This is a genomic window from Clostridium sp. AM25-23AC (assembly GCF_003435125.1).
Lineage (GTDB): Bacteria > Bacillota > Clostridia > Lachnospirales > Lachnospiraceae > Pilosibacter > Pilosibacter fragilis.
The window spans coordinates 20,446-34,067 of record NZ_QWGI01000018.1 but is presented as its reverse complement, the minus strand read 5'-3'; the positions used below and the strand labels follow the sequence as shown (position 1 = coordinate 34,067).

Sequence of the window (13,622 nt, the reverse complement as noted above, 5' to 3'; positions counted from 1 at the left end):
CTAACTCTATCTCTATCTCTGGTGGACGAATGTCGGACAAATGTCCGCCGTTTGTCCGGGGCGCAGAAAGAGCCTTATTTTGAAGCCTTGCAGCCCGCTTTCGCTCGGCCTCGGTAGAGGACTGGCCGATTAAAAGTTCGATGTTGCTCATGTAGAATGTGCCGCTCTCCAGCACTTCCACAAGACCCAGCTTCAAAAAGATCTGCAAGGCTCTCTCCACAGTGCCGATCTGCTGGCGGGTAATGGTGGCGATCATCTGCGCCGTGTAAGGAATGTCCTCGTCAAGCTGGAGCCGTCCACCATGTTTCAGCGATTTCAGATACAGCTTGAGCAGAATGTTGGAATACAGCACACCATCCTGCATACTTTCCAGCAGCACGATGGAATCATCGTCAAAATAGTTTTCTTTGAGTTTCAGGTAATAATATTTTCGGTTGTCTGACATAGGGTTCCTCCTTGGGGGTTCTCTTGGGATTCTGTACGCATTTTAAGGCCGTTTTAGGGGTCGGAGGATAAATCTATCAGCCTGCCTTTGACACCCTCGAAAAAATCCTTGATTTACAAGGGTTTTTCAGCCCCTAAAGCGTGACATTTCTCCCGTTGTTTCCGCTTGCGCTTTGCGGCGTTGATCCGCTTCATGCGTGCGGCACATTCCGGGCAGTATTTGGCTCGGTTGGAACCGGAGGTAAACAGCGCCCCGCATACGGAGCATTTCTTAGCATTCAGCCGGTGGAACAGCGCCGTTTCCAGTTCCTTATCCTGCGGCAATACCGCCACCCGAAACCACCTGCACAACAGGGAGTAGGAAATAGACTGGACACAGACACATTCCTCCCCATCGTCCAGGGCGATACAATTTCCGTCGATGTAGTTGCAGCACTCATGCACCAGCCTCCGCGCTCTGCGGTACTGGCGGTAATCCATGACGGGGATAGGTTCAGTCTTGTCGTTCTTCATAAATGATTTCTTTCACAAAGCAGGTAACCTCCTTGAATGAATTTATTGTTAAATATTCGTGCAAAGTATTGTTTTCTTCGTGCAAATGGCATATACTATAATTGCCAGTAGAAAGGGGTTGATCGTATGGCTGGAAATACCACAAACATCAGTATCCGCATGGACGCAGATTTGAAAGCGCAAGCGGACGCACTGTTTACTGAACTTGGCATGAATCTGACTACGGCGTTTAACATCTTTGTGCGCCAGTCGCTTCGTGAAGGAGGCATTCCCTTTGAAGTAAGGCTGGAACAGCCGAACAAAGAAACGGTTGCTGCCATGCTGGAAGCGGAAAGGATTGCAAAAGACCCGTCTGTAAAGGGCTACAATGACCTTGACGAGTTGTTTGCTGACCTGAAAAGATGAAAGAAACCAAATATACCGTCAAGTACACGACCAGTTTCAAAAAAGACTACAAACGAGCCATCAAGCGTGGCTTGAAGATCGAACTGCTGGAGCAGGCCGTAGCATTGCTGGCAATGGGCGAACCGCTGCCGGATAAGAACCGCGACCATGACCTGTCCGGCGATTGGGCAGGCCATCGGGAATGTCACATTCTCCCGGACTGGCTGCTTGTCTACCGCATAGAAGATGATGTTCTGGTGCTGACGCTGGCCCGCACCGGCACACACAGCGACTTGTTCGGCAAATAAACAGTCTGCCGCCGTATGGGGAAACCTGTACGGCGGTTTTTCTGTGTGCAAAAGTATGTCGTGAAACGCGGTAGCCCTTACCGCTCCGGCTCCCGGTCGTGAGACTTGTCCTGTTCCTGTCTGGACAGCTGCTCGGCGGTTTTGCGGAGCCGTTCCACTGCTTTCAAATCCTCCCGCATGGATTTCATGGCAAGTGTGTCCGTCTGCTTTTCAGCGGCCAGCTGGTCAATTTCCCGCTGCCATACCTTTGGGGTGATTGCCTCGCCGCTGTCTTTCAGTTCTTTCAGATACCGGGCCGCTGCGTCATACAGAATCAGTTCCCGGCTGTGGCGCTGTTCAAACTGTTCCCGTTTTTCCAGCTTTACTTTGGCAAGCTGCTTGTGGATGGACTTGTACTGGTTGTACTGTTCCCACATCTCCCCGCGCTCGGTAAGGGTAGTGATCCGGCGCTCGGCCTTGACGATCTTTCCGCGCAGGTCATAGTAACGGCTGTTCATATCAGCGATTTTTTCATGAAGCTGCTGCATAGACTGGATGCCGTTTGCCTGCAAAAAGCTGAATAGTGCAGCACTTTCTTGCAATGCCCGGATTTTGCCGGTGCGGGTGTGGGGAGCGTTCAACTGCTGCTGAGCCTCCCACAAAGCTGTCAAGCTGCTTTGCTGTGTTTGTGGTTTTTCCGTTTCGGCTTTCGACCAGCGATAAAGACGGGTAATGCGGGCTTTAATTTCTTTCAGCAGTTTGTTGTCGGCGGCGATCTGTCGGTTTACTTCCCCCTTGTCGGTGCGGATACCGCACTTTTCCATTTGGCTGGCAGCTGCCCCCAGATGGACAGAGGGGATTTTATCAATGCCCTGCCGCTTGTAGCTGCGGTGGTCAATGCGCTCCGGTCTACCGGCAGATTCCAGCGCCCGGTTGGTGTAGGCTGCCCACGCTGCCCGCCAAATCTCCACATTTCCTTTATCGTTCCAGTCGGTCGTATCCTCCCGATGATTTTTCCAGCCGCCTTTCCCATCCTGGATACGCTGTCCGTTCTCGTCCAGATCGTATGCCTTGCGGCACTTTGCGCCCCACTGTCCATTTTCTTTCAGAGGCCGGAGCGTCAGCATGATATGGACATGAGGGTTGCCGGTTCCCTTGTCATGGATAGCAAAGTCAGCACACATTCCTTTGTCTACAAAGTTGTCCTTCACATAGGCGCGCACAAGGGCAAGCTGCTGTTCACCGGACAGTTCACGGGGCAGGGCTGCTTCGATCTCGCGGGCAAGCTGGCTATCCCTTGCTTTCTCGATTTGCTCCACGCTGTTCCAGAGGGTGGAGCGGTCTGCAAACTCTGGCGGGGCGTGGGCAGGCAGCATGATCTCCGCATGGACAATGCCGCCTTTCCGGGTGTAGTCGTGGGTCATTCCATCCCATTCATTTGTCAGCTTGGTTCCGCTGCGGTAAGCAGCTGCGGCAACAGCAGAACGGCCCGCGCTGCGCTTGATGATACTGACGGGGATATGACAGAAATCTATGGGGAATACCTCCTTTCAGTGAGGGGATAACAGGCTCTGTGGAGCCGGACAAACGCAAAGCGGGTGTTTGGCTGCGCAGAGTGCACAAGGGGTTTGGGGAGCGTAGCTTCCCATCGCGGACGAAGTACGCAACGCCCCCGGCAGGGCGCACAGCACCGGAAACGGTGTATAAGTGCGCCCTTGTAAACAAGGGACTTATGGCGTGTCCCCGGATTGTGACAGGTTTGCAGTCAATTCCGCGGCCCCCGGAAGATGGGACAGGGCAATCAGAAATGCTTTGACCTCTGCGCCGGAAAGGTCGGGAGCCAGCGGGAAAATCCCCTCCAAAACGGCTCCGCGCTCAATCAGGCGGCGGGTGCGAACCCTGCGTTCTTCGTTCCGCTGCTTGTTCTCCAAAATCTTCTTTCGGTTTTCAAGCTGCCGAATCTCCTTCAGGACTTTCTCCCGTTCTTCTTTTTGAGGGTGGGCTGTAATTTTTTCGTTCATGTCAGGCACCTCTTTTCTTTGGAAATACTCATAGATTGACCGTCCATTTCTGACGCGCAAAGTACCGGCGCAGCCTCCGCAGTGCAGCGTGGATGGATTTTCCCGCCTGCGATGGTGTGATACCCTCCATTGCGGCAATATCTTTCACTTTCATATCCAGCATATAGCGTGCATGGACACGGCGGGCCTGCATAGGTGGCAGGGAAGAAATGGCTTCGTACAATCGCCGTATCAGATCTTCGTATTCGGCTAATTCTTCTTTTTCTATCAGGTAGTCCTCCGGCGATGGCTGCGCCCAGCCGATGGCGGCATTTTCGATTCCATCGTTACAATCGAGGGAATAAAACGCCTTATACCGGAACATCTTGCGATCTCTGGCGGCCTCGGCTCTCTTGTCCAGAAGAAACGCTTCGACGATCTCATCGGACACCTCCACAAAAATGTCCTCTTTGCAAAATGGATAATATTGTTTGAGATTTATGGTCTGCATAGGCACGCCCTCACTCTGTTTGAAAAAGGTCATCATAGCAGCGGCGCATATTCCGCAGCCCCCGGTGGATGGCAACGCTGACCTTACTGCTATGGATACCCTCTCTCCGGGCGATTTCCGGCTGCTTGATACCGGCAATGTAGTAGGCGTGAACACGGCGGGCCTGTGTCGGAGTGGCATGAGCCAGAGCCGCAGGCAGAGCTGCAATCAGGTGCAGGCGGGTGGTCATTTCTTCTCGTTCCAGCAAAATATCTTCCGACGATCTGCTGTGTTCCAGTGCGTAATTTTCCAGCCAGCTGTATGCGTCCAGAGAGTAGTAGGCGCGGTGGTAGACTTTCCGACGCTCATAGTTCTCCATCTCCCGCTGAGCCTGATACATCGCTGCCCATACCTCGTCCGTGACATCCACAAACTCGTCATGCCGGTAGTGGGGATACATCCACCGCAGATTGATTGTTTTCATAGGCTTACCTCCTGAAAATCGGAGAGGCGGGCAGCTTGTCCGTTGTCCGCCCCTCGCTGAGATAAGGGAAATGATCCCTTTCACTTGGTAGCCAGAAAACAGGTCATTCGTTAAGCCTGTTCTCAAAGAAATTTATAAATTTTTTTCTGACCGCCGCCACACTTTGATAAACAGCCACTTTGGAGCAGCCGCACAGCACACCGATCTCTGCAAGGCTCAGCCCGTCAAGCGCATAGAGCAGGAACCGGCGGCGCTGGGCCTCGGTACAGGTGTCCAGAACAGCCATCAGCTCATGCAGCGTTTCCATGCGGCAAAGATATTCTTCCGGCGTTTCTCGGTAGGCTCCTACGCCTTCGGTGGTAATGATGTACTCGTCAAACTCCCGGCCATCCCAATGCCGCCGCTGCTCATGGAACAGGTTCTCCGTTTTGTGATCGGCCCGGTCAAGAAATTCACAGACTTCCAGCGTGACCTCCACGGTCACAGCTTGTCCGTTATAATTGATGGTAACTTCCATCTGCCTTTCCTCCATTCAGATTTTTTTGGTAAATCTGAATGAGGCGGCGGGGAGCGGCACCGGGGATAAAGTTCGGGCCATGCTGACCCGATGTTCCGGCTCCATAGAGACAAAAAAGCGCCCGGACGGCATAAAGCCATACGAGCGTAATAGAGTATATTTTGCTGTTTAGTTATATGGTATAGTGCATACTTCTGACCGCATTGCTCCGCTGCTGGGAACAGGCTTTTTTTAACTGGTGCAGATCATGGATACTGCGAAAAAGAGAAAAGGACACGGCGAAATAACCTCCAATCGGCTACCGTGTCCCTGCAAGTCGTCATTGGTTTGTGTAAACGCAAAGAAACGGCGGCTCTGAAATCAAAGCCGCCGTTTCAAATGGGCGTGTCAAATTGTCTGCTCTACGACGGCTTTTTTTCTTTTGCCGTCGTCCGGCAGAGTATTATTCAATATCTAATTCAATGTTTCCAGTGAAATTCTCACATTCAATACCGATATAGTTTCCACCTTCAGGGAGTGTAATTGTATCACTATATGTTCCGGTTGTTTCAAACAAAGTGACTGCTTCATCAGCTCCAGAAATCCAAAATACTTTTGCAGTTCCCTCCGTAACCTCCAGCGCGCAGTCAATAGCCAGATCCTTACCAGCTTCACGCTTTACGGAAGTTCCGCCGAACAAATACTCTGTATCTGAAAAATCCTCATAGTTGGCTGTATAGCTTCCTGTATAATCATCAATTCCTTTTTCTTTCGTACCTTGTAAGGATGAATTTCCGGTAAGCGCTATGGAACCAGCAGACTGAACAATATTGTTATACTGATCGAGAAATTCGTCTTTTGTACAACCTGAAAGCACAGAAGCACCCAATAGTATCAGGCATAATGATAAAACTATTTTCTTCACAGCTATCACCTTCCTTTCCTGCGTACAGCACGCTTTCCTTTTCCCTTAGCATTTGCCTGTTTACGGGATTTCATTTCTTTTTTGTTACTGGACATCAGTAACAACAGCACCGCCCAGAGAACCATGATGCCAATCCCAATGACCGCCAACAAAGGGGTTGAGGATGTGGTTGTTCCGGCATATTCACTCATGTCAAATCCCACTAAAATCAGCGCAGCAGAGAACGGATAGATGCTGGCAAGGATACCACTTTTGAAAAACAACATGCTGTATCCAAGGAAGAACGCCAGAATGGAACCGCCCAGATATGCCCCTCGGATCTGCCCAAAAATCAGGATCAGCGGCATACAGACCAAATAGGTCGTCAGAGCCGCTAACACGATCTGCGTACCTCCATGAAAAAACACTTCCGCTGTCAGTCCCGATAATCCAACCGTCAATCCAGTAATCAAGGTAATGCCAACGCTGTATATTCCCAGCAGAACTGCAAGCATACCGACTAAAAGTAACTTAGCTCCCAACATTTTCGGCATAGAAACAGGAATTGTCATGATGTTTTTCAGTGTATCATGAGTGGATTCTCTGTCTATAAGCCATCCTCCGATCATTACCAGTGAAATTGGAAGGAATATCTGAGTGTTTCCCCAAACAACATTTTCAAATAGTGCAGAAAAATCATAATTTGGATTTCGGTACTCTGCCTCCACAATCAACTGACTTCCATACTGAACCAAAGGACAGAGTGCAAGCGCCACCAGTCCTACCAAAAGAATCTGGCACCGGCGCAGTTTCAGTAATTCCGATTTTAATAAGTTCCACATAGTCACACCCCCTTAGATTTCCTGTCGCTGGTAAACAAATGCAATCAGCGCAAGAAATACAATGGCTTCCACAATAATCACACCGAATACCTGAACACCATTCAGAAAATACGGACTGACCCGTTCCAACAAATCTGCTAACTCCGCACTGGTCTGGCTTTGGTCATAAAATTGGAATGTCCAGCGGAAGGCCAGCGGCCCCGGAAACAGGGTTCCTATGTTCAAACCAAAAGGCTGTGTGAGAAACATATCGTTCATGGAAAGGATATAATTCGCAATCGTATAGAAAAAGGTAATCACGACAGACACGATATAGTTTTTATTAAGAAGAACAACGAGCAGAATACAGGGAAGTGCGCCCACCCACATAATCAGCCCTTCTTCAATTCCAACGCCAAACAAGGTCCAAAACCCAACCGGTTTCCAACCCTGAAACAACAAAACCGCAAGATTTACCAATCCTCCAACTGCCATAAAGCCAACGGCAAACAACAGTAAAACCAGCATCTTGGACAGCACCAGCTTGGTTCTATTTACCGGTACGGTAACAAGGTTTTTCAGTGTGTCATTATCAAGTTCCTCAAACAACAGATTCGAAGCCAGTATCACAAGAAGCGGCATCAAAAGCAAATATGCACTAAGCTGGAATAGGCTGGACATCACTCCATTTACAGCATCCACATCAGTGTTTACATCTGCCAGAAAGAAAGCATAAGCCAATGGCATGAAAACAGAAAGCAGTAGGGAAATAAATACCAATGGCTTCCGTTTCAATTTCAAAAATTCGCATTTGATTAGTTTAAGCAATTCCTTCGCCCCCTGTCACACGCTTGAAGTAATCTTCAAGACTTTCTTCACAGGTATGTGCTTCTGATACCTCCAATCCGTTTTCTACAAAAGCAGTTACAATTTTCCCCACGGGTAGCTCCATATTGTGTAGACGCAGATTGTGGTCGTCTTGTATGGAAAAATGGGTTTCATGGAAATTGCGTTCCAAAATTCTTGCCGCCTGTGCAGTATCAGAGAGCGTAAACCGGATATGCTTACTGCTTTTTTGCTCCAGCTCAGCAAGGCTTTCTTCTTCCAGCAATGCGCCGTGGTCGATAATTCCAATATCGTCAGCCAGCAAGGAAATCTCCGAAAGAATGTGACTGGAAATCAAAATGGTTTTTCCTCGCGCGTCACAAAGCTCACGAATAAAGGAACGTACTTCTGCAATACCGATGGGATCGAGACCGTTGATCGGCTCATCCAAAATCAAAAGCTCCGGATCGTGCATGACTGCAAGGGCAATCGCCAACCGCTGCTTCATGCCAAGAGAGTATTGCGAAAACAGCTTTTTATCCTTGTAAGGTAGCCCGACCAAATCCAGAGCGTCTTTGATGGCATGATTGTTTGGTACTCCACGCAGGGTAGCAAAGATACGCAGGTTCTCCGTACCGGTCAGATTGGGATAAAAACCAGGGGACTCAATCAAACTGCCAATACGGGGCAACAGCTTCTTTTCATTCCCTTGCAAAGACTTTCCCCAGATTTTGACCTCCCCGGAAGTCGGCTTCGTTAAGCCCAACAGCATTTTCATGGTAGTGGTTTTTCCGGCTCCGTTTCTGCCCAGCAGACCGTAAATTCTCCCACGCTTCACATGAATATTTAAGGCAGCCACACTCTTTTGTGAGCCGTATTGCTTTGTCAGATTTTTTGTTTCAATGATATAATTTGTATCCATATTCAAAACCTCCTGTTCTGTAAGGTATTCTATCATGCCAACCTTGCATTAACCTTGCCGCAACCTTGCATTAACCTTGCAATTTGAAATCCAGTAAAATGACAAAGGCTCCCGCCATAAAGACGGGAACCCGCTTAACTCTCCAAAGGAAAAAGCAACATAAATTCAGTTCCTTTTCCCGGCAAACTTTCAACTGTTATACTTCCACCCATCTTTTCTACAAGCTGATGGACAATAGAAAGACCAAGTCCGCTGCCTTTTTCAGAGCGTCCTTTATCACACTTATAAAGCCGTTCAAATATGTGTTTCAAATCTTCTTTCTCAATTCCCACTCCATTATCCGCCAGCAGCAGCTCCATGTTATTTTCCTTCTTCGATAGGGAAATTTTGATTTTGTCCGCATGGCTGTGAGCGATTACATTTTGAATAAGGTTATTGATGATCCTCATATAGCTATCCATATCCAATCTTACCCGGACAGGCTGTTCAGGAATATCAATGTCATAATCAACCTGTTTATCCTCAAAAATCGGTATCCAGTCGATCAGAATATTTCTTGTCAGCTCTGCAACCTCAACGCTCTGGATCTCCAAAGCAAACTCGTTTGAATTTAACTTGAACCAGTCAAAGAGTACATCAATGTATTCTTTCAGATCATGGGCTTTCCGACGGGCGGTTTCAATATAATCATCCCGGTCTTTTCCTGTGACCAGTCCTTTGTGTGTAGCGTCAAGATACCCAAGCAGAGTAGTAAGAGGCGTTCGCACGTCATGGGAAAGGCTCGTCATAAGCTGGCGGTTGGTTTCTTCTGTCTGCCGTACAGTTGAAAGTCTGCTTTCATAGGCCACAACGATCTCATTGATTTCATAGGCAAGAGGTGCTGTCAGTTCATTTGTTGCAGATAGAATACGCCGGTTGCCATTTCCGTTTTTCACATCAACCAGCACATCGGTCATTTCTGCTATTTGTTTTTTTACACGCCGAACGAGAACGATGGAAGTCAATACAGCCACAACAGCAATCACAATGGACAAGAATACGATAATTTCCATGCTGACTACACCTCCTTATTAAACCGGTAGCCAATCCCTTTGACCGTTTGTATATACTTTGGGCTTGAAGGATTGACTTCTAATTTTTTACGAAGTCGGCTGATAATCGCCATAATGTTACTGTCATCATAGAAATATTCTTCGCCCCATACTTCCTCATAAATCTGCTGTTTGGTCAAAATTTTCCCTTGATGTTTTGCACAGTACAGGAGCAAATCAAATTCCTTTGGGGGCAGTTCAAAAGTGCCGTTTGATGTAGTAACAGAACGATTTTCAAGGTCAATCTGCAATCCGTCAAAATTTAGCTTTTGTATGGCTCCAGCTTGCTGATTAAAGCGAGTGTAGCGGCGAATAAGAGACGCAATACGGGCAATCAGTTCATCCATATCAAACGGTTTTGTCAGATAATCGTCCGCTCCGGCTCGTAAACCCCGCACTTTAGAAATGCTGTCATTTTTAGATGTGAACATCAAAATCGGCAAGCTGTACTCCTTGCGAATTTCTTCCAGCGTTTCAAACCCGTCCATGCCGGGCATCATCACATCCAGCACCACAAGCTGGTATTCCTGCTCTCTTAATTTTTGTAAGCCCTCTTTTCCGGTATTACAAAAATCAGCTTCTATGTTTTCTGCTTGTACGCTACGTTTAATCAGAGCGCACAGTTCTCTGTCATCATCTATAATCAGGATTTTATTCATGGTGCAACCCCTTCCCTTGTTTTGTCCGGCCATCAATCGGCTTCTCCGCAGTTTTAGGGATCAGCCAAACACCGGCCATTTTCACAGCGCCGGGGATACGCCCACCAGCACAATAATAATTTACCCTACGAGGTGTCACGCCCCACTTTTCGGCGGCCTCTTTCAATGTCATATAGTCCATTTCGCACCTCCACAGAATACATTATAGTTCTCTTTCTCGAACAATGCAAGGAACGAAATGTGAATTATAAACTTCAACCAACCTGCATATAGCAACATTCCACGGGCGAAGTATGAATTATACAATGTAACTGGGTGATGTTATATGGCGAAAGTTGAAGATTGTCCCGGTTTTGAAACCTTCGGCGCAGATGTCAAAGCTGCACGAGAGGCAAAGCGTCTGGCACGAAAAACATTGGCAGAAATGGTTGGGATTGAATGGCGGTATCTTGCCAACATTGAGAATCAAGGTGCGATTCCGAGCCTGCCTGTGATGATCCAGTTGATTAAGGTCTGCGGACTTCCCGTGGAACGGTATTTTAACCCGGAGATTATGCGAGAAGAAAGCGAACAGCGGCAACGGGTCAGCCACAAGCTGAAGCTTTGCCCTGAAGAATACCTGCCGATTATCGAAGGTGCCATAGACGGGGCGCTCAAAATGGAACAGACTGCGAAGCAGAAGGAGGACGCATAATCGCGGCCTCCTTCTGGCATTTCTATATCAAGGTTCCCGGCACTTTTCCAAAAGTTCCCGACACCTCTGCTGGATTTCTCCGGTTTCTGTCACAGTCAGGTCACGGTCATTTCCAGTAATCTTATCTTCCAGAAAGTTGGCGTATGTACCCAACAAAGCGTTCCGTAAATCCTCCGGGGTTTTCTGTATTTCAGCGCTGTACCAGTCATTCCGGTGGGGTTCCCATGCCATCAATGTATAACCATGACTGGTCTGAACCACCTCATACAGAGGGTCATCATCCAGATATGCCTGAAACACTTTCAAAACCTTTTCAAAGGTCAGCATTTCCCACACCTCCCATTCAGCTGCAAATCAGTTCCCTGATTAAAATTTCCTCAATCTGTGCCGCTAATGTGTTCATCAGCCCCACCCAGCGCATAGGGTCACAGGCTTTCAGTTCCTCCGTGACACCCGCAGTCTCCATCATGTGAGGCAACATGGTGTCCACGCGCTCCTGCGCTGTCCGGTCAATCTCTAACAGGTGTGGATACAGCTTCTCGCTCATCAGCAGTTGGTTGTAGAGAATGGGGCGATGTTCCTTCAGGTAGGATTTTCTCATCCTGCCGTACTTGCCAATAGAAGTTTCCGGCTGTTCAGAAAGTTTTAGGTTGGGTATATCATAATCTCCACAACGAATGTAAGTCAACTTACTCATATTCATTCTCCTTTGCTTCGTGATGATTAGACTGCTGCGCTGGCTGCTATGCTGCCTTTGTGCGGTTCTTCTTTCGGCAGCTGACCGATAGTAGAAAAAACACCTTTTTTCATATCCTCAGCCCGGATCAGGGCTTTCTTAGCATCCATTTCCGCTTTTTTCTTCGCCTTGATTTTGTCCTCATACCGTTTCTGTGCGCCGCTGGCTTTTCGTTTCAAATAGTTCTGATGGAGCCTGTCCTTGCGTTCTTCTTTTTTTCGCAATTCTTCCTGTTCCTCCGGTGTTAAAGGAACCGGCTGTAAGGATGGTGGGATATAGCGTCCTAAAAAATTGAAGTAGATTTCAATTTCCTGCGTGGTGTCCTGACTACCTTTTCTGGCGCGTTCGTGGACAAGGATTTTCTCTACAAACTCATTGAGCATGGTGTTTGTCAGCGTGTCAAAATTCTCGTACTTATCAATCAGGGCTATAAATTTCTCCGCTGATTTCTGGCTTTGCTCGTAGCCGGTAACAGCCTTTTCCAGCTCCGCAATTTCAATCTCAAGTGCGTCCTGCTCTTTGGCATACTGTGCATCAAGCGCCCTATATCGTGCATCCGGCAGCTTGCCGAGGGCATTGTCCTCATAGATTTTGCAAATCAGTTTTTCCAGTTCTCCGGCTCTCTTTTGGGCAGCAGCCAGACGCCTGCGCTTTTTCGATATATCGGCACTCTGTTGAGCAACCTGCGTCTCCTGAACAGTGTGAATAAATTCCGTCCGGTCATTTCTCGAATATTCAGCGATAGCCCGGAGCGTGTCGGAAACCAATGTCAGGACAGCACTCTCATTGATACGGTGTTGTGTAGGGCATAGTGTCCCACACGGAACTTTGGTATAATTGGAACAGGTATATTGAGAAACCCGCTTGCCATTGTTGGTGCGGTGGACATACATCTTGCCGCCGCAATCGGAACAATAGAGCAAGCCTGTGAGGGGAGCCGCTTCGCCCCAGCCGTTTGGATAACGCCGTACATTGCTACGGATTTTCTGCGCCAAATCAAAGGTCTGCTGGTCGATAATGGCTTCATGGGTATTCTCAAAGATCGTCCATTCGTCCTCAGAAACATAGTGGCTTTTCTTGTCCTTAAAGTGCTTACGGGTCTTGAAATTGATGGTATGCCCTAAATACTCTCGTTTTTTCAAAATGTTCACGATGGTAGATGATCCCCATCCATAGGGGTCTTTGACCGGCTTTGAACGGTTCACACCCTCGTTGAAGCGGGCAAGGTGTACGACGGGAATTTCAATCCGGTCTGCGGATAGTTTGCAAGCGATCTGATAAGGCCCATATCCCTCCAGCGTGAGGGAGAAGATACGGCGCACCACTTCGGCGGCTTCTTCATCTACCAGCCAATGCTCCCGCTTTTCGTCCCATAAGTAGCCGTAAACCACGGTGCCTGTCAGGTGCTTACCGCTCATGCCTTTTGACTTAAACACAGAGCGGATTTTCCGACTGGTATCACGGGCGTAAAATTCATTCATAATGTTGCGGAACGGGGTAAAATCGTCATCACCTTTCAGACTGTCTACACCGTCGTTAATGGCGATCAGCCGAACGCCTCGCTGCCGCAAAACCTCCATAACTTGACCGACCTTCAGATAGTCGCGTCCTAACCGGCTCATGTCCTTGATGACGATTGCCTCTACACGCCCTGCCTCCACTTCCTCCATCATCGCCAAAAATCCGGGGCGGTCAAAACGGGTGCCTGAGATACCATCATCGGTAAAGTGCGTAGGGTTGGGCAGCCCATTCCGGCGGGCAAAATCCTCTAACATCTGTTTTTGGTTGGATATGGAATTGCTCTCGCCCTGTAACTCATCGTCCCGGCTCAGGCGCTCGTACAGTGGGGTAATTTTTTCATTTCTCATGGCT

20 protein-coding genes are annotated in these 13,622 nt (G+C 48.4%); 3 read left to right on the top strand and 17 right to left on the bottom strand.

The window, feature by feature from the left end:
* Both DW677_RS18790 and DW677_RS11705 read right to left on the bottom strand, forming a co-directional pair.
* Positions 1 to 445 (bottom strand): phage replisome organizer N-terminal domain-containing protein (locus DW677_RS18790; protein WP_242992162.1); only part of this gene is annotated, 445 nt, incomplete at its 3' end.
* A gap of 113 nt (positions 446 to 558) precedes the next feature.
* Positions 559 to 957, bottom strand: coding sequence for a cysteine-rich VLP domain-containing protein (locus tag DW677_RS11705; protein WP_117567347.1), 399 nt, complete (start codon positions 955 to 957; stop codon positions 559 to 561).
* A 126-nt stretch (positions 958 to 1,083) separates the two neighbouring features.
* Here DW677_RS11705 and DW677_RS11700 point away from each other — a divergent pair, with 126 nt between their 5' ends.
* Positions 1,084 to 1,362 carry a type II toxin-antitoxin system RelB/DinJ family antitoxin gene (locus DW677_RS11700; protein WP_005924829.1) on the top strand — a complete coding sequence of 93 codons (279 nt, stop codon included), beginning with the start codon at positions 1,084 to 1,086 and terminating at the stop codon, positions 1,360 to 1,362.
* A complete protein-coding gene (locus DW677_RS11695; protein ID WP_117567346.1) occupies positions 1,359 to 1,649 on the top strand; it encodes a type II toxin-antitoxin system YafQ family toxin in 291 nt (96 codons plus the stop codon). Before DW677_RS11700 ends, DW677_RS11695 begins: the two co-directional genes overlap by 4 nt.
* Positions 1,650 to 1,726: 77 nt before the next feature.
* On the opposite strand, the gene mobQ is transcribed toward DW677_RS11695, so the two are convergent.
* The 12 genes from mobQ to DW677_RS11635 form a co-directional block, all read right to left on the bottom strand.
* Positions 1,727 to 3,148 (bottom strand): MobQ family relaxase, encoded by a 1,422-nt coding sequence (mobQ, locus tag DW677_RS11690; RefSeq protein ID WP_278286997.1) that lies wholly within the window; start codon positions 3,146 to 3,148, stop codon positions 1,727 to 1,729.
* Positions 3,149 to 3,358: 210 nt separating this feature from the next.
* Positions 3,359 to 3,649: a DUF3847 domain-containing protein gene (locus tag DW677_RS11685; protein ID WP_117567342.1), complete on the bottom strand. Its 291-nt coding sequence runs from the start codon at positions 3,647 to 3,649 to the stop codon at positions 3,359 to 3,361.
* A 28-nt stretch (positions 3,650 to 3,677) separates the two neighbouring features.
* Positions 3,678 to 4,139 (bottom strand): sigma factor-like helix-turn-helix DNA-binding protein, encoded by a 462-nt coding sequence (locus DW677_RS11680; protein WP_117567372.1) that lies wholly within the window; start codon positions 4,137 to 4,139, stop codon positions 3,678 to 3,680.
* A 10-nt stretch (positions 4,140 to 4,149) separates the two neighbouring features.
* The gene (locus DW677_RS11675; RefSeq protein WP_117567340.1) at positions 4,150 to 4,602 is read right to left on the bottom strand and encodes an RNA polymerase subunit sigma-24; all 453 of its coding nucleotides are present in this window, start codon (positions 4,600 to 4,602) and stop codon (positions 4,150 to 4,152) included.
* A 103-nt stretch (positions 4,603 to 4,705) separates the two neighbouring features.
* Positions 4,706 to 5,119, bottom strand: a complete 414-nt coding sequence (locus tag DW677_RS11670) for a sigma factor-like helix-turn-helix DNA-binding protein (RefSeq protein WP_117567338.1) — start codon at positions 5,117 to 5,119, stop codon at positions 4,706 to 4,708.
* A 442-nt stretch (positions 5,120 to 5,561) separates the two neighbouring features.
* Positions 5,562 to 6,023 carry a hypothetical protein gene (locus tag DW677_RS11665; protein ID WP_117567337.1) on the bottom strand — a complete coding sequence of 154 codons (462 nt, stop codon included), beginning with the start codon at positions 6,021 to 6,023 and terminating at the stop codon, positions 5,562 to 5,564.
* 5 nt (positions 6,024 to 6,028) lie between these two features.
* Positions 6,029 to 6,844 (bottom strand): ABC transporter permease, encoded by an 816-nt coding sequence (locus DW677_RS11660; protein ID WP_117492179.1) that lies wholly within the window; start codon positions 6,842 to 6,844, stop codon positions 6,029 to 6,031.
* Positions 6,845 to 6,856: 12 nt separating this feature from the next.
* The gene (locus DW677_RS11655) at positions 6,857 to 7,651 is read right to left on the bottom strand and encodes an ABC transporter permease (protein WP_117492181.1); all 795 of its coding nucleotides are present in this window, start codon (positions 7,649 to 7,651) and stop codon (positions 6,857 to 6,859) included.
* Complete coding sequence (locus tag DW677_RS11650) at positions 7,644 to 8,570, bottom strand: ABC transporter ATP-binding protein (RefSeq protein WP_117567336.1); 927 nt, start codon at positions 8,568 to 8,570, stop codon at positions 7,644 to 7,646. The genes DW677_RS11655 and DW677_RS11650 overlap by 8 nt, the downstream gene beginning before the upstream one ends.
* A gap of 134 nt (positions 8,571 to 8,704) precedes the next feature.
* Positions 8,705 to 9,622, bottom strand: a complete 918-nt coding sequence (locus DW677_RS11645) for a HAMP domain-containing sensor histidine kinase (protein ID WP_012816190.1) — start codon at positions 9,620 to 9,622, stop codon at positions 8,705 to 8,707.
* Positions 9,623 to 9,627: 5 nt separating this feature from the next.
* Positions 9,628 to 10,320 carry a response regulator transcription factor gene (locus DW677_RS11640; protein ID WP_055186324.1) on the bottom strand — a complete coding sequence of 231 codons (693 nt, stop codon included), beginning with the start codon at positions 10,318 to 10,320 and terminating at the stop codon, positions 9,628 to 9,630.
* Entirely contained in the window at positions 10,313 to 10,501 is a 189-nt protein-coding gene (locus tag DW677_RS11635; RefSeq protein WP_117567335.1) for a helix-turn-helix domain-containing protein, read from the bottom strand. Before DW677_RS11635 ends, DW677_RS11640 begins: the two co-directional genes overlap by 8 nt.
* A 144-nt stretch (positions 10,502 to 10,645) precedes the next feature.
* Here DW677_RS11635 and DW677_RS11630 point away from each other — a divergent pair, with 144 nt between their 5' ends.
* Positions 10,646 to 11,014 (top strand): helix-turn-helix transcriptional regulator, encoded by a 369-nt coding sequence (locus DW677_RS11630; RefSeq protein ID WP_005933665.1) that lies wholly within the window; start codon positions 10,646 to 10,648, stop codon positions 11,012 to 11,014.
* A 27-nt stretch (positions 11,015 to 11,041) separates the two neighbouring features.
* Here DW677_RS11630 and DW677_RS11625 read toward each other — a convergent pair whose 3' ends face one another.
* Genes DW677_RS11625 through DW677_RS11615 form a run of 3 tightly spaced genes read right to left on the bottom strand, consistent with a single transcriptional unit; the run spans position 11,042 to position 13,618 of the window.
* Positions 11,042 to 11,341 (bottom strand): hypothetical protein, encoded by a 300-nt coding sequence (locus DW677_RS11625; RefSeq protein ID WP_024738627.1) that lies wholly within the window; start codon positions 11,339 to 11,341, stop codon positions 11,042 to 11,044.
* Positions 11,342 to 11,357: 16 nt separating this feature from the next.
* Positions 11,358 to 11,711: a TnpV protein gene (locus DW677_RS11620; protein ID WP_117567333.1), complete on the bottom strand. Its 354-nt coding sequence runs from the start codon at positions 11,709 to 11,711 to the stop codon at positions 11,358 to 11,360.
* 26 nt (positions 11,712 to 11,737) lie between these two features.
* The gene (locus DW677_RS11615) at positions 11,738 to 13,618 is read right to left on the bottom strand and encodes a recombinase family protein (protein ID WP_117567331.1); all 1,881 of its coding nucleotides are present in this window, start codon (positions 13,616 to 13,618) and stop codon (positions 11,738 to 11,740) included.
* Positions 13,619 to 13,622: the final 4 nt, after the last annotated feature.

What these genes read in the sequence shown, in the direction of transcription:
- DW677_RS11705 (WP_117567347.1), bottom strand. Translation starts at nt 957, where the DNA reads ATGAAGAACGACAAGACTGAACCTATCCCCGTCATGGATTACCGCCAG.
- DW677_RS11700 (WP_005924829.1), top strand. Translation starts at nt 1,084, where the DNA reads ATGGCTGGAAATACCACAAACATCAGTATCCGCATGGACGCAGATTTG.
- DW677_RS11695 (WP_117567346.1), top strand. Translation starts at nt 1,359, where the DNA reads ATGAAAGAAACCAAATATACCGTCAAGTACACGACCAGTTTCAAAAAA.
- DW677_RS11685 (WP_117567342.1), bottom strand. Translation starts at nt 3,649, where the DNA reads ATGAACGAAAAAATTACAGCCCACCCTCAAAAAGAAGAACGGGAGAAA.
- DW677_RS11680 (WP_117567372.1), bottom strand. Translation starts at nt 4,139, where the DNA reads ATGCAGACCATAAATCTCAAACAATATTATCCATTTTGCAAAGAGGAC.
- DW677_RS11675 (WP_117567340.1), bottom strand. Translation starts at nt 4,602, where the DNA reads ATGAAAACAATCAATCTGCGGTGGATGTATCCCCACTACCGGCATGAC.
- DW677_RS11670 (WP_117567338.1), bottom strand. Translation starts at nt 5,119, where the DNA reads ATGGAAGTTACCATCAATTATAACGGACAAGCTGTGACCGTGGAGGTC.
- DW677_RS11660 (WP_117492179.1), bottom strand. Translation starts at nt 6,844, where the DNA reads ATGTGGAACTTATTAAAATCGGAATTACTGAAACTGCGCCGGTGCCAG.
- DW677_RS11650 (WP_117567336.1), bottom strand. Translation starts at nt 8,570, where the DNA reads ATGGATACAAATTATATCATTGAAACAAAAAATCTGACAAAGCAATAC.
- DW677_RS11645 (WP_012816190.1), bottom strand. Translation starts at nt 9,622, where the DNA reads ATGGAAATTATCGTATTCTTGTCCATTGTGATTGCTGTTGTGGCTGTA.
- DW677_RS11640 (WP_055186324.1), bottom strand. Translation starts at nt 10,320, where the DNA reads ATGAATAAAATCCTGATTATAGATGATGACAGAGAACTGTGCGCTCTG.
- DW677_RS11635 (WP_117567335.1), bottom strand. Translation starts at nt 10,501, where the DNA reads ATGGACTATATGACATTGAAAGAGGCCGCCGAAAAGTGGGGCGTGACA.
- DW677_RS11630 (WP_005933665.1), top strand. Translation starts at nt 10,646, where the DNA reads ATGGCGAAAGTTGAAGATTGTCCCGGTTTTGAAACCTTCGGCGCAGAT.
- DW677_RS11625 (WP_024738627.1), bottom strand. Translation starts at nt 11,341, where the DNA reads ATGCTGACCTTTGAAAAGGTTTTGAAAGTGTTTCAGGCATATCTGGAT.
- DW677_RS11620 (WP_117567333.1), bottom strand. Translation starts at nt 11,711, where the DNA reads ATGAGTAAGTTGACTTACATTCGTTGTGGAGATTATGATATACCCAAC.
- DW677_RS11615 (WP_117567331.1), bottom strand. Translation starts at nt 13,618, where the DNA reads ATGAGAAATGAAAAAATTACCCCACTGTACGAGCGCCTGAGCCGGGAC.